At 44.9% G+C, this 15,644-nt stretch carries 7 protein-coding genes; 5 read left to right on the top strand and 2 right to left on the bottom strand.

The window, feature by feature from the left end:
- The first annotated feature begins 14 nt into the window (after positions 1–14).
- Entirely contained in the window at positions 15–4,991 is a 4,977-nt protein-coding gene (locus tag HCG48_RS22500; RefSeq protein WP_168571175.1) for a putative Ig domain-containing protein, read from the top strand.
- The gene (locus tag HCG48_RS22495) at positions 4,892–7,735 is read left to right on the top strand and encodes a YncE family protein (RefSeq protein ID WP_168571174.1); all 2,844 of its coding nucleotides are present in this window, start codon (positions 4,892–4,894) and stop codon (positions 7,733–7,735) included. The genes HCG48_RS22500 and HCG48_RS22495 overlap by 100 nt, the downstream gene beginning before the upstream one ends.
- On the opposite strand, the gene HCG48_RS22490 is transcribed toward HCG48_RS22495, so the two are convergent.
- The gene (locus HCG48_RS22490; protein WP_168571816.1) at positions 7,695–8,732 is read right to left on the bottom strand and encodes an IS630 family transposase; all 1,038 of its coding nucleotides are present in this window, start codon (positions 8,730–8,732) and stop codon (positions 7,695–7,697) included. The genes HCG48_RS22495 and HCG48_RS22490 overlap by 41 nt on opposite strands.
- A 55-nt stretch (positions 8,733–8,787) precedes the next feature.
- On the opposite strand from HCG48_RS22490, the gene HCG48_RS22485 reads away from it, so the two are divergent.
- Together HCG48_RS22485 and HCG48_RS22480 are read left to right on the top strand one after the other, a co-directional pair.
- Positions 8,788–9,174 (top strand): hypothetical protein, encoded by a 387-nt coding sequence (locus HCG48_RS22485; RefSeq protein ID WP_168571173.1) that lies wholly within the window; start codon positions 8,788–8,790, stop codon positions 9,172–9,174.
- Positions 9,175–9,190: 16 nt separating this feature from the next.
- Positions 9,191–10,867, top strand: a complete 1,677-nt coding sequence (locus HCG48_RS22480) for a DNA/RNA non-specific endonuclease (protein ID WP_168571172.1) — start codon at positions 9,191–9,193, stop codon at positions 10,865–10,867.
- A gap of 203 nt (positions 10,868–11,070) precedes the next feature.
- Here the strand turns inward: HCG48_RS22480 and HCG48_RS22475 are convergent, their stop codons facing one another.
- Entirely contained in the window at positions 11,071–11,529 is a 459-nt protein-coding gene (locus tag HCG48_RS22475) for a pentapeptide repeat-containing protein (protein ID WP_210437109.1), read from the bottom strand.
- 161 nt (positions 11,530–11,690) lie between these two features.
- Between HCG48_RS22475 and HCG48_RS22470 the strand changes: the two genes are divergently transcribed.
- Positions 11,691–15,623: a DUF6531 domain-containing protein gene (locus HCG48_RS22470; protein WP_168571170.1), complete on the top strand. Its 3,933-nt coding sequence runs from the start codon at positions 11,691–11,693 to the stop codon at positions 15,621–15,623.
- Positions 15,624–15,644: the final 21 nt, after the last annotated feature.

Here is a 15,644-nt window from a genome sequence, read left to right as displayed (position 1 = left end):
TAAAACCAGAGGGAATGACAATCGATTCCGAAACTGGAGTTATTGTTTGGAAACCTACTGTAATCCAACGGAGTGAATCAAACAGTATTTACCTTGCTTCGGGGGTTTATAATGTTTTAGTGCGAGTGCAAGATAATTTAGGTGGAGTCGATTTACAATCGTTCCAAGTCAAGTTGACACCTGTCAACAATCTCCCCGCATTTACCAACTCTTCACCCACATTCATTCAACCTCAACGCGGTAAACTATTTGAATATCGTCTCAATGCACTCGATGCGGATGGCGATGCTGAGATTCGTTACGAGTTAGTCAATCCCCCAACTGGCGCTACCCTCAATCCCGACACTGGCATTCTGCGTTGGACTCCCTCCCAAACCGGCGAGTTTCAATTCACCGTTAAAGCAATTGATAGTCTCGGTGGAGAAGCATCTCAAACGATTACCGCCACTGTAGTCGAACCGCGTCCGAATACCCCCCCAGAAATTACCGCCACCCCCCGCAGTTCGGTTCGCATCGGTTCCACTTATTTATATCAGTTACCGCTGACGGATTCTGATGGCGACCCCCTAACCTTCAACTTCCTTCAATCCCCCGCCGGAATGGAATTGGATTCTCAGGGTCGCATCATTTGGACGCCAACTCCCTCTCAATTCGGTTCCCATCCTATCTCTCTAGAAGTTAACGACGGCGAAGATACTACCACTTTATCCTGGACGTTAAATGTATCGAATCAAACTGTCAATCGCGCACCTAGCATCACCTCCACCCCAAATCTAATTACCAACTTAGAACGGGTTTATCAATATCAACTTGTTGGATTCGACCCCGATGGCGATTTGCTGTTATGGACTTTAGATAAAGCACCTTCTGGAATGGTTATTGACCCCAACTCCGGAATGCTATCTTGGCAACCCAACGCCACCCAAATCGGCGAACATACGATTGCCATTCGCGTCACTGATGCAACCGGACATTTTGTGGGTCAAGAATTTGACCTCACAGTTCGAGGAATCAACACTCCCCCAGAAATTGTTTCTGTCCCCATCACCGCCGCCGCTGTCGGAACTGATTATCGCTATCAAATCGCTTCCACTGACCTCGAAAATGATGGAGGACGCTACAGTTTGGGAATTGCACCCGATGGGATGCAAATCGACCCGGAAACTGGATTGATTACTTGGACGCCAACCGCACAACAGTCGGGTTCGGTAGAAGTGGAAGTGTTAGTTATTGACGGCCAAAATGGAGTGAACCGACAAACCTACACCATAGAAGTCGGGTCAGATGCCATTAACCATCCACCCGTCATTACCTCCACCGCCAAATATTTCGCCGCCACTGGCGTACCTTACCGCTATCAAATTGAAGCAACTGATGCAGATAATGATGGTTTAATTTATCAACCCATCTCGGTTCCCAATGGGATGACTTTGGATGTCAATACTGGCGAACTGCGTTGGGATTCTCCTACTTTTGGCACTCATCAAGTTGTGGTGGGAGTGAATGATGGTCGTTTGGGTGCAGCACAAGGATTTACTTTAACGGTTCAAAATGATTTACCTCCCGTTTTTAATACGAATGAACCGCCTACTGTCGCAATTCCAAATCGCCTGTTCAGTTACGACATTCAAGCAACCGACCCGAATGGTAGCAGTTTAACCTATCGCTTAGATGATGCTTCCATTGCTTTGGGAATGAGTGTAGATGAGTTGGGACGGTTGCGTTGGATTCCTACGGTTGAAAATGTCGGAACTCATGCGATAACTATTGAAGCGATCGATGAGTTGGGAACTACCGCCACTCAAACTTTCAATCTAACAGTTACAGCAGATAATGTAGCACCCCAAATTCAACTCTTGCCGAGTAATGTGTACCTTGTCGATGATGATTATCGTGCCGATATCGGCTCGGAAATCACCTTCTTCCTTCAAGCAACTGATAATGTCGGCATTACCGGAATGCAACTCTTTATTAATGATGAACCCGTAGAACTATCCGGGTTGGGGACGGCTAAAATTAAAATAGAGGAATTTGGTAACATTAAGGTTCGAGCAGTTGCTTATGATGCGGCTTTTAACGTCACAGAATCCACCTTAGAAATTACCGCAATCGATAGTTCAGACCCCGATTCTCCAGTGGTAGCATTAGCAGAGGGTCTGTTTGATGAAACAGTGACTGCATCCCTGGAAATTGTAGGGACAGTTGAAGATGAAAATTTGGATTATTATACCCTAGAAGTAGCAGCCGGAGGCAGTAGCGAGTTCCGAGAAATTTTCCGAGGAACAGAATCGGTTGTGGATGGAGTGTTGGGAACCTTCGATCCGTCAATTTTGCAGAACGATAGTTATGTATTGCGCTTGTCTGCTTACGATAAAGGAGGCAATGGTTCCACAATAGAAGAGCGGATAGAAGTGGGTGGAGAAAAACAAGGCAACCTCAACCTTTCTTTCAACGATCTAGTAGAAATTCCCATTACAGGTTTCCCCATCATTTTGACTCGGACTTATGACAGCTTAAACGCCGAAGATTCCGATGATTTTGGATACGGATGGCGCATGGAATTAGTCGATACCGACTTGCGAACCAATGTGCCTCCCCCCAGTTTCGAGCAAGAATTACTCGACATTCAAAATGCCTTCACTGACGACACTCGCGTTTACGTTACCCTTCCCGATGGAGAACGAATCGACTTCCGCTTTGAACCCACCGGCGATCGCCTGAATTCTTTCCTCAGTTTGTACGGTGATGGAGCTGCACGTTGGTATCATCCCACCTTCGTTGCTGATAACGGTTCGGGAATGACCCTTTCCGTACCAGACACCCGCCTAATATTAGGTCCAGATGGTAACTATTATGACCTAGCAGGCGTTCCTTATAACCCAGAGAATTCACGATTTGGCGGTCAGTACACCCTGACCACTCCAGAAGGAGTTGTCGCCGAAATTGATGCAAAAAGTGGAGATTTACTTAAAGTTACTGACGCCGATGGTTATTCCTTAACCTTCTCTGACGCTGGAATATTCAGTTCCACCGGAGAAGCGATCGCATTGGGTCGCGATGCTAAAGGTCGCATCAATACCGTCACCGATTTCAATAACCAAGTCATTCGCTATCAATATGACGAAAAAGGTGATTTGGTCGCTGTCACCGATCGCGATAACGTCACCACCCATTTCGATTACCATCAATCATTCGACCATTACTTAACTTCGGTACTCGATCCATTAGGACGCAGTGGAGCGAATGCCTTCTATGACGAAAACGGTCGCTTGCAATTATTGCTCCAAGATGGCACGGATTTATTGACCAACCAAGCACCCATTCTCATCAACGATTCAGTTCTGGTGAGTGCTAATTTACCCGCCACCATTGACTTATCCTCGTTAGTCACCGACCCCGATGGCGATCGAGTGACCTACCACATCAGCAATGCACTCAATGGAACCGCAGAATTGCTCGCTGATGGCACAACTCTTTCTTTCCAACCGGCTCCGGATTTTGTCGGAACGGCCAGTTTCGATTTAGTTGCCAACGATGGCGGCGTTCGGTCGGTAAATGAGACCATAACTGTAAAAGTTAGCGATGCACCATTATTGAGTTTAGACGTGGTGGAGCGCGATGTGCAGTTGCGATCGGATGGCACGACAAATTTAGTCGTCACTGCCAATTTTGCCGATCGCAAAGGGGTGGTTATCCCCGCCAGCGAACTAACCTACAGCACTGACAATCCCGATTTAGTAACCGTTGAAAGCGATGGAACGATAACAGCTAAAAATGCTGAAGGCGTCGCCGTAGTGCGAGTCTCTTACAGGGATGAAGAAGCAGTAACGGCAATTCGTATTGGAGCGACTCCCACACCAACTAACGATGCGGAGTTTAATGTCGCACTGGCAGAATTTGAAGGAATTGACCCCTATCCGGATGCTATCACTTTAGTTCCGGGAGCTAAACGCCAATTACAATTACGGTTAAATTCCCTCAGCGATTCTCCCGATTTGAGCGCTGCAGCAAGCGGAACTCGCTATTACGTCAGCGATGAGAATGTGGTACGAATTTCTGAAGATGGAAAGATAACAGCATTGTCATCCGGATATGCGACGGTGACAGTGGTTCATGGTGCAGCAGAGGAAACGATTGAAGTGCGGGTGGTTGAACCCATTTCCGGTACAGCATCAATTGGAGTGAATGGGGGTGCAGTACGTTCCGATGATGGCGCGATGGTGATGGTTCCGCCTGGAGCATTAACAGAGGAAACCCCAGTCAGTATTGGACAAATTGAGGAATCGAACCTTTCCTTGGAGATTCCAGAGAAATTCTCCTTCGCTGGCTCCTTTAACTTAGATATTGGTGAACAACCGTTAGAATTCCCGTTGCAATTCGCAATTCCGGCACCTGCTGGGGTGGAACCTGGCACGGAAGTGTTTTTCCTTCGCAAAGGGGAACTCCCAGCACTCCAACAAGGAGATAAATGGGTCGGAAGTGAGACGATGCACCCGATCTGGACGATGGTGGAATCGGGAATTGTCGGCGATGATGGGATGATTTATACGACTTCTCCTCCGTGGCGGGGTGCTTATGAATCGGGGGAATATAGCATTGCCATTCCCAAATTTGATTATTCTGTAGCGCATTTAAGGTTGGCCGGATTTAGTGCTGGCGTCGGTTTGGGGTTGATTGCCGTAGGGGGAATAGCACTAGCCTATCCGAAACTATCACCTTTGACTTATTCCCGTCCAGATTACTTTGTCCCCGGTGGTTTAATAGGTGCGGGAGCATTGGCTTTGGCTTCAGTTCCGGTTTTGCTTGATGCGTCGGAAAGAAGTGTGACTACATTGACTATTCCCACTGTAGGACTGCCATATACGACGGAACTGAATGTGAGCTTGAACTTGTGCTTGATGTGCCAACTCAACCCGTACCCGATACTCAACCCGTTCTGGAACGGCTCCAACTTCAGTATGACGAACAACAAGGACGAGTGTTGTATTTAGAAGGTCGTAATTTCGGAACGAATCTCGATGATTTGGAGGTAAATTTCCACCTGGGAGGTAAAGTCTATCCGGGTACTATACTTGCGCCTTTGAGCCAGCCAGAGCAAGAACGAATTGCGGTAACGACGGATTTTGTTCCGCTGGCTGAAGCGGAGGTTTCTCTGAAAAGAACGACTCATTCAGTGATAGATACTCAAACGGAAACGGAAACGGAACGGGTCAAAATACCGATTGATGGTTGTGTGGAAATGGCGATGGTGCCGCGTCAGACAAGTGATACGATTAGTCTGGTCAACACGCTCAATCCGGAACAAGTTATCGCGCAGACGGATAGTAAAGATTTACTGTTAGCGGATATTCCTGTGGGGTCGCCAAACAGAGAAGATGGACCGAGAGCTATCGCTGCAACTAGCAATGCTTCTCGCGCTTATGTGACTCTGAATAAGTCGGCACAGGTGGCTCTCGTTGATTTGACGGCTTTCAAACAGTTGGATGCTCAACCTAATGTGGAAGGAATCAATGGGATTGATTTGCCTTCTCATGCGATTCCCAGTGCAATTGCGATCGACAGTCGGGATGAATACGCTTATGTGGCGGATTGGAAAACTGGGGCGATTTACGTTATTGATATCAATCCCAGTTCGGATTTTTACAATCAGTACATTGGTACGATTGAAGTCGAGAATGCGAGTCTGGGTTTGCGTCAACTGGCGATGAGCAGTGATGGGACGCGGTTGTTCGCTACAACTCCAGGGGGGTCTGATACGGGACGGGGACAAATTTTAGTGTTTAATATTGACCCTCGCGATCGGCCTGACAATCCGGCTGACCCCAATCAAAATACTCGCAAATGGCATCAACAAATTGGTCGGGTTGAAGGGGGTTATGGAGTGGAAGGACTGGCGGCTACTTACGACCCTACGAAGATGGTGTTTACTAGCCGGGGTGAGGAGCCAAAAGGGTATGGTGTGCTGACTATTCTCAATAATGACCCGCTAAGTTTTGAGGCGGTTACTCATTACGCTCAGTTAACTTTAGGCGGTTTGACCGATTATTTTGATGTCAATGAAGCGGTGTCTGTGGCGGTGATGTATGATGAGGAAAGTGGCACGGATTATGCTTTTGTTGCAGGTCGTAATGGTCGAATGATTGGCAGTGGAATCGAGAGTGTGGATGGCTCGAAAGCCGGTGGCAATATTGGGATTATTAAGGATGCTTTGGGACCCAATCCGACTTTGGTGGCGGCGACGCGACCGATTCCCAATGGATTTACGAATGGGGTGTCGCTTTCGAGCGATAATAAGTATTTGACGGCGAGTTATCCGGGGATTGATAGTACCTTTGTTTTTAATGTGAAGGAGATGCTCCAGACGGTTAATAGTACGCCACTGGAGGTGTTTGAGGAGAAGCCGATTGATGATATCAATCCGTCTATTAGTCTGGCGGCTGATTTTAAGGATATTGGGAATGCGATCGATTCTTTTACGAGGAAGATTCCTTATGGAGTTCCTAATAATTCTCACACCGGGCCGATTTCTTTGGGGGGAGGAAGTCCGTTTAGTGTGGCAACGGCGTCTTCTCGACCGATTGTCAATCTGCAAAATCCGATTGGGGTGTTTGATGAGGAGACTTTGACGCCGACGTTTAAGTGGAATTTTAATGGGGAGGGTGATGAGACGGATGTTTGTGCAACTCCTGTTGACGAGGATGATGTAAAAGAGGTGAGGCTTTATGTAAGTGTGTTTCCTGAAGGGGAGGGGTTGTTACCAAGGGATATTTGGCCGGAATTAGACTCACCCACTCCAGGAAGGGATTACAATCCGAATCGCATTTTGACGGCGACTTGGAAAGAGGGGGTGTGGACTTGGAATGGGGGTTCTCAAGCGGGTGCTAAAGACCAATTTACACTGCCTGATGACCGGATGTTGACGGCGGGCCAAGAGTATTATTGGGCGGTTGAAGCGGTGATTAATGGCTCACCGACGCCGGTTGTTGAGGATAGTCAGTTTAAAACTCCCTTACCGCCAAGTCCTTCATCCAGTCCGTTTACGAGTGTGACGGTATTGACTCGCGGTGTAGAACCACAGAATGATGAAGAACATAACCGCTTGCTTAACAGTCAAATTAATGCTCTTGCCAGTAAAATTCAAGAAGCAGGCGGTTCGGTGATGAAATACAATCCCTCCACTGGGGGATGGCAATCTGTCACCTTAAACGGGAATAGTTGGGTAGCGACTAACACAACACCTATAGAAGAAAAACCACTGGTATTGTTAGCCGATTGGATGCAGGGTCTCGATGCCAGCAGTTTCTATAACGGAGGTTTTGCAGAAGCTGCGGCTGATTCAATGTTTGCTTCCTTGGTGAAACTCGACCAACAATATGGTGGTAAAGTTGGAGAGGGGTCTGGTCTTTATGATGCTAATGGCAATCTTATCCGTACCCAAGGAGATATTTTTAACTCGCCATTGCATTTTATTGGATTGGGTCAAGGTGCGGTTGTCAATACGGAAATGATTCAGCGGTTGGGGACGTATTTTCCGAATGCTGGGGGAACCAACGCTTCTAATCGCGACCTCCAAATGACTACAATCGATCCGTATGATTACGACCCGACTTTTCCAGAACCCGTTTTCAGCACTGTCCTCGATCCGGAAGTGGTAGTGTGGGACAATGTGACTTATGCGGATAACTATAGCAATCCTAAGTCATTTGTGGCAAAAATCCATAAGAATATAGCTTAGGGAAATCAAAAACTTGGCCATCAGCAAATATCTTGAATAGCTCTTTAACTCTTTTAAATGAATCACATAAAAAATAAAATGTTCTCAAGAAATTTTTAGTTTGCAGCCAAATATCTTCAACTGGATTTTGCTCGGGAGCATTCGGAGCAAACTTCGTACAAGTAATCAACCATTCATCTTCTTCTAAGCCTTCATTTAGCTCTTTTAAAAAATCTCGAAATTGTTGAGAGTCGTGATACCTGGCACCATCCCAAAAAATGGCTAATTTTTGTCCCGGTCTTTGTTCTCGTAAGTATTGTATAAACTGAATGGTATTGTCGGTATCGGCTTTCGGGTATTCTTGAAGAATAAATTCATGAGTTTGGTAATCTAAAGCGCCATAATAACTTTGGCGACTTTTTTGGTTTTTAATGGGAATTTCGACTCTTATATCTTTTCTTCCCCAAACAAAACCCAAGACGTCTCCCCAAAGAAGATGACATTCATCAATCATAAACACAGCAAGCTTTCCAGCTTTGATATCCTCTTCCCAGTCCTTAAGCTTCTTTTGAATTTCTTCTTCTTTTTTTTTGACTAGCTTTTCATCTTTGGCTGGATTCTTTTTTTGCGACTTTTTCCAGCTCATGCCAGCCGCTTTCAGCAAGTCATAATAACTTTGATTTGAAGAATAAATCACGTTGTATTCTTGCTGCAAATATCGTTTTAAGTCAGACAATCTCAAATACTCTTGTTGTCTTATCCATGAAGTGATTTGTGTTTTTTCTTCCGGTTTTAGATAGCCTTTACTTCCTTTGTATTGAAGATTCAAACTCTCAACACCCTCAAAAATTGCTTTATTTTTCCATTGACTAACGAAGCTCGAAGAAACATTTAATATTTCTTCAATTTTCTTAGAGGGTTGACCAGATAATTTCATTTTGGCTGCCAATGCTCTCTTCATTTCTTTGGTATTTGTGGTATTTTCAATGAAATTATCTAGCTCGTCTATGATATTCATGAGGTCTGTCTGATATTGAGAATCTTCCGTGTATATTATAACAAAAAAAGCTTCCATGAATCATTTAGGACTGCTATACTATCAGAACAAAGGGACGGATAATACCCTCAACGGCAAAGAACTGTCTACAGCGGATTGGAATGTGAACTTGGGTTCCTGGGCGAACTTCGACCAAAATCTAGACACAGGTGGTCCTCATCAAGCAGCAGCAGCGTGGTATGCGGGAACGGCAGACCTCAATCTGAGTCAAATTCCTTCAGAAAATGGGCAAACGATTTATCGTCGCTTAGGGGATTTGTCCTCCTCCGAACGACCCTGGTACACCCCAGACCACACTAATGCTAACTTTAGCCACGGTGAAGAGATGGCTTCCTTGGGAGGGGATTGGTACGGGTTGGTTCCACTCAGTTTTGGGTGGGGGCAATCAATTACGTCCATATAATTATGAAGGAGGTAAGTTGAGCAAAGACGAAATTCAAGAATTCAGCTATCCCAATGACGGCTGGGGAGAATATTTAAAAACTAAGCGAGTTTCAGTCGAACAAGAAAACAATCCTATACCTGGAATGCGGGGGGATTTTGCCGTTCCCACTCTATTTAATGGAAATTTTGATGCCATTGTTTATAAGTACAGCAGCCAAAATATTCCTAGTTGGTACATTGATACGCCTACTAACCCCTTGAAACAAAGCGCTTTAATTGATGTGGCAGGTATTCCCGGTTCTACTGGTCTTCCAAATTATGCTTTGCAACTGGGAGGAGGCAACCCAACTCAAGCTACTCATGATTGGTTCATGGTTCCGGATTGGGGAAATTTACGATTTGATGTTTTTGCTCCTGTTGAGAGTGGAGAACTCAATGTTAAACTTGAAACAATAGAGGGTCAAAGCAAAAATGTTACCATCGCTCTCGATCGAGATGCAGACTTTTTAATTGACGAAACTAATAGCCGAGAAATTCCGATCGTTAAAGAAATTTACTCAGAAATTGAAAATCAAATAGGATTTGGCCGCAAAGGTTTTGAAACTTTTCAACTCAAGTTACATCTTTCTGATTCAGAAATAGCCGAGTTTCGAGGGAAACCTGCAAAAATAAGTTTTTCTTTACAGGGTGGGGATTTCGTTTACATAGATAACGTTTTCTTTAAGAGTGATTTCCTCGCAATTGCCAATCCTACAGAGGCTAGATGGAATCTGGAAAGTAGCACTTCTGTCAACAATTTGTTACTAGAAAAGCCACAATACGCTCTGTCTTACAATGCCGATACTAAACTTGCAAATTGGGTAGGGTGGAAAGTAGACAAAACATGGGTGACACAACCACAACCCGAACCGGGAGAATTCCCAACAGGATTACTAAGAAGACCTGAATTTATAGCTGACCCTGATTTATTAGCGAGTGGCCTGTCCAGCTATGATGCAAATATTTTTACAGGATTGGGAATGGATCGAGGACATTTGGCTCCCGATCGCGATAAACGAAGACACCCCAAAGACCAGTTATCAACCTACCTCACAACTAATTTGATTGCCCAATCAATGGATAATAATCGATTTTTTGTGTCGGGAAGTGACAATCCCAGAGATGCTTCTGCTTGGTTCAATATAGAAGATAAAGTGGTGTTTCCACGGGCTGCTCAGGGGGAAGAGCTTTATATTTTTGCTGGAGCTTTTGGCAATAATGATAATTCTCAACCAAGAACAAATGTACCCGAATTACTTAACCTGAATGTAAATAGGGGAAATACAAACCCTGACAATTTAGTCAGCCAAGAAATTCACATTCCTAAATGGACGTGGAAAAGTATCATCGCCTTAGAACAGCCAGGAGCCGATATTACTTCGTCAAACATAGAAGGTTTCGCATATATAACCCCCAATAGAGCGGAACCAGATTGGAATAATGTATCCTCAGAAGGGATTGCCAATCCACTGAATGTATTTTCCCAGTTTTTGAACAACAATCGCGGGAACATCACTAATCCAACGGATTGGAGAAACCCAGATACCTGGCGAGTCACTATTCCAGAACTGACCCACATTCTGAATGAGCGTAACCGAGTTCGCGATTATGACTTTAATTTTGATTTCCTGTCAAATCTACCAGAAACTATTCAGCAGACTTTGAATAGCTAAGTTTTTCTAAAAAAAATAGCGGCCTCACGAAGACGAGAACCGCTATTTTTACATTTTATATTTTGGGGGCATATTGGTTCAGCAATTCTTATTTTGTAATTTTTTGACTTGACTTCTATAAGGGGTTTTTGTTATGAATTTTTAACGATTTATCCAGCATATTTATTTTAACTTAATGTCTTTACTATTCAGGTTGCGTATGGTCAAGTTATATGGTAAGTAAAACCGGATATAAAAACTCCGTCCGGTCGAATAACATCCCAGAATTCACAAGGATCTTCGCCAGAACCACCCAACTTAGCATCTTGAAAATTTACTCTAATAAAAGCAGCACGGCTTACATTTGAAAGACTAATTCTTATACCTCTGAGATCGCAGTCAAAAAATCTGGCACTCTCCAAATCACACTGCTCGATCGTAGCATCTTTCAGATTACATAACCAGAATTGCATAACCGATAAATTACAGTCCGACCATTCGGTACTGCTTAAGTTAACATTTTTTAAGTTAGCACTCTGAAGGTTGACATGGTAAAAGCAAGCACCGCTTAGATTGACCGAATCTAACTTAACATTGCTTAAGTCAGTATGCTGCAAAATAATTGCTCGAAAATCTCTCTCTCCCGCATCGTAGCGTCTGAGCAGTTCTTCCCCATCCATCATTAATCTCCCTAAATCCAAGTTCCTGCCTTAATTTTAACACCATTTGTATCAAACAACATGAGTCAACAGATCTTTCATTAGACTCCCTTTATTCCCCAACTCTATGCGGAAACCTCATACTCGAAGTTTCCTCCGATACCATATCTCCCTTAGTACAAGTATTGCCTTCAGGCGTATTTATCGTAGATGGCGATTTTGAAGTCCCGTTAGGCACTCCCATCACTTTCTTTACTAATGCCACCGATAATATTGGCGTAGAAGGTGTCCAATTGTTTGTGGATGAAGTTCCCGTTACCTTAACTGCCAATGGAACAGCAAGTTACACCCCTTCAGAATTGGGAACGTTAACCGCTAAAGCAGTTGCGGTAGATGCGGCGGGAAATTTGGGTGAAAGTAGCATTGACATTCGGGTTTACGACCCCAATGACCTGAATCCTCCTATTGTAGAACTATCTCCCACCCTTGGAGAGAAACCGCTGACCGATTTTACCGATATTATTGGGACGGTAACGGATGACAACTTGACGAATTACGTCCTATCTATTGCACCTGCATCCGGTGGAGAGTTTGTCGAAATTGCATCGGGAAATTCTCAGATAACCAATGGGAAATTGGCAGAGTTTGACCCGACCCTGCTGCAAAATGATACTTACATTCTGCGGTTGACGGCGACGGATGAAAGTGGGAATAGTGCTTCGACAGAACAAATGGTGGATGTTGCTGGGGAGTTAAAATTAGGCAATTTCCGCTTATCGTTTACGGATTTGGAGGTTCCAGTAGCGGGGATTCCGATTAACCTGACGCGGACTTACGATACGCTAACCACGAACCAATCCGATGATTTTGGATATGGATGGCGCTTGGAGTTCCGGGATACAGATTTACGGACTTCTGTGGGACGGGATGAACTGTACGAACAGACGGGGATTCCTTCAGTTGGATTTGAGGAAGGTACGCGGGTTTACGTGACGTTACCCGGTGGGAAGCGGACTGGGTTTACGTTCAAACCTGTGATGGATCCGGAGATTGTCAAGGCGTTGCGGATGGGAGCACCTTTACCCCAAAGCATGATTTTCTACAATCCAGCGTTTGAGACGGATGATGGGGAACAGGTGACGTTGAGTGCTCAAAAAACTCAGTTGCTTTACAATCAGGAGACGGGTCAATACTATCATCCGAGTGGGTCGCCTTACAATCCAGCAAATTCGTTCTTTGGCGGGAGTTATACGCTGAGAACGAAGGAGGGTATTGAGTATGTGATTGATGGGACAACTGGCGATTTATTGACGGTGACGGATACGAATGGCAATACGCTGACTTATTCGGATGAGGGGATTTTCAGTTCTACTGGGAAGTCGGTGACGTTTGAGCGCAATGCGTCGGGTCGGATTGTGGCGGCAGTTGACCCGGAGGGGAATAAGATTCAGTATGAATATGATGAGAATGGGGATTTAGTTGGGGTTACGGATCGCGAGGAGAATACCACAAGGTTTGAGTATCATGAGGAACGAGAACATTACTTAGAAGAAATCATTGACCCGTTGGGACGAACTGGGGTACGGACCGAGTATGATGAGTCGGGTCGATTGAAGCGGATGCTGGATGTGAATGGCGAAGCGGTTGAGTTGGTTTATGACCCGGATAATTCGACTCAAACGGTGTTGGATGTGTTTGGGAACCCGACGACTTATGTGTATGATGAGCGGGGGAATATAGTTCAAAAAGTGAATGCAGTAGGAGGAATTAGCAAGCAGTCTTATGATAAAGACAATAACTTGCTAAGTGAAACTGACCCAGAGGGCAATACTATCAAATATGACTATGACAGTAATGGCAACTTGCTCGCCATAACCGATCCTCTTGGTAACGTAGCCCGATACACTTACAATAGTTTGGGGCAAGTCTTAACTAAAACTGACCCTCTAGGGAACACCATTACCTACACCTACGACAGTAGAAGAAACCTCCTCAGCACCACGAACGCACAAGGGAAAGTTATCAAGCAAACTACCGATGAGTTTGGTAATGTCACTTCTCTCACCGATGCCGACGGTAATACCACCCAATTTGAATACGATTCTTTTGGCAATGTCACTCGTCAAATTGATGTTTTGGGGAATGAAACGACTTACACTTATGACAACAATGGCAACCAACTTACTGAAACCGTTACTGTTACCACCCCTGAAGGTAAAAAGACACTGGTCACCAAATGGACATACGATAGCAAAGGGAATGTCTTGACAAAAACTGACTCATCGGGTCATGTCATCCGCCACGAATATGACCAATTGGGCAACCTAACCGCTCTGGTTGAAGAAGGTACAAAAAATCGTCGTACCGAATACCGTTATAACGAGAAAGGCCATCTTGAAGAAACCTTATATCCTGACGGAACATTAGAGCGGTTTGTTTACGATAAGGCAGGCCGAAAAGTGGCTGTCCTTGACCAACAAGGACAAATGACGCATTTCGTCTACGACGCTCTAAATCGACTAATAGAAACTATTTACCCAGATGATACACCTAACAATCTTTCCGACAACCCTAGAACTAAAACAGAATACAGCCAAGCTGGTCAAATTAAAGCTAAAATTGACGAGCGGGGGTATCGTACCGAGTACGAGGACGATAAAACAGGTCGTCGGACTCTTATGCGCGATGCTCTCAACAATGAAACTAAATACACCTACGATTCAGTGGGAAATCGGTTAAGCGAAACAAACGCTCGGAACCACACGACCAAGTTTGTTTACGATCGCGTCGGTCGTCCAATTGAAACTCACTATGCCGATGGCAGTCGCACTGTCACTACTTATGATGCGGTGGGACGCAAACATTCTTTCACAGACCAAGCAGGTCGTACTACCTATTTTGTTTATGACTTGCTCGATCGCTTAGTGGAAGTCATCCATCCAGACAATACCCCAGATGACTTAGCAGATAACCCCAGAACCAAAACTGAATACAACGAACTCGGTTGGGTCGTAGCTGAGATTGACGAACGAGGTAATCGAAATGAGTACGAATACGATACGTTAGGTCGCGTAATTGAATCTCGCAGCAGTTGCGGTTGCCGTCGCAAAACAATAACTTACGATGAGTTTGGCAATCAAATTAGCGAGACTGACCAAATGGGAAATACGACTCGCTTTGTCTATGACGAGTTGGGTCGCTTGAGCGAAACACACTTTCCCGATAATACCTACACCACAACAACTTACGACAACTTAGGGCGCGTCACCTCGATAACTGACCAGGTTGGCAAGAAAACAGAGTTTGAATACGATCCTCAAGGACGACTCGTAGCTGTGGTAGATGCTCTGAAACAACGAACTGAGTACGGCTACGATTTCAGTGGCAACTTAACCAGCATCAAAAATGCTAACGGCGATGTTACCACTTACGAATACGATGAATTGGGACGTCGAGTGGGAACAGTGTTGCCCGAATTCCAATACTCTCAAACTACCTACGATGCTGTAGGAAACCTTCTGAGTGCAAAGGATTTCAACCAAGATAGCGTTTCCTACGAATACGATTCGCTTAACCATCTAACTGCTGAACGTTTCCCCGATGGCAGGTCCCTTGAATACACCTACACACCTACTGGATTGCGCCACACAGTAACGGAAATCGAGGCAGGAATGACTCGGACAACCACTTATAAGTACGACGAGCGCGATCGACTTATCGAGCGCACTGAATCGGATGGGCGTAAGATAGAGTACACTTATGATGGGGCTGGCAATATTACCTCAGTAACAACTTCCTCTGGTACGACATATTATACTTACGACAGGTACAATCAACTTGAAACCGTTACCACTCCTGACTTAGGGGTGACGCAATACGCTTATGACAAAGCTGGCAACCTCACCCGAACGGAATTCCCTAATGGCACGATTGAACTTCGCGAGTACGACGAATTAAATCGTCTAGTCTTCTTGAAAAATTTAAAGGTCGAACCCAGTACGGGTCAAGAAGTGACACTTTTTAGTTACCGATATACCTTAAACGCAGCAGGACAGCGGACAAAGGTGGAGGAAAATAACGGTCGAGTAATTGAGTACACCTATGACGACTTGTACTGACTTATAGAAGAAAAGATTACT

The organism is Oxynema aestuarii AP17, from assembly GCF_012295525.1.
GTDB lineage: Bacteria > Cyanobacteriota > Cyanobacteriia > Cyanobacteriales > Laspinemataceae > Oxynema > Oxynema aestuarii.
This window is presented reverse-complemented; position numbering and strand designations above follow the sequence as displayed.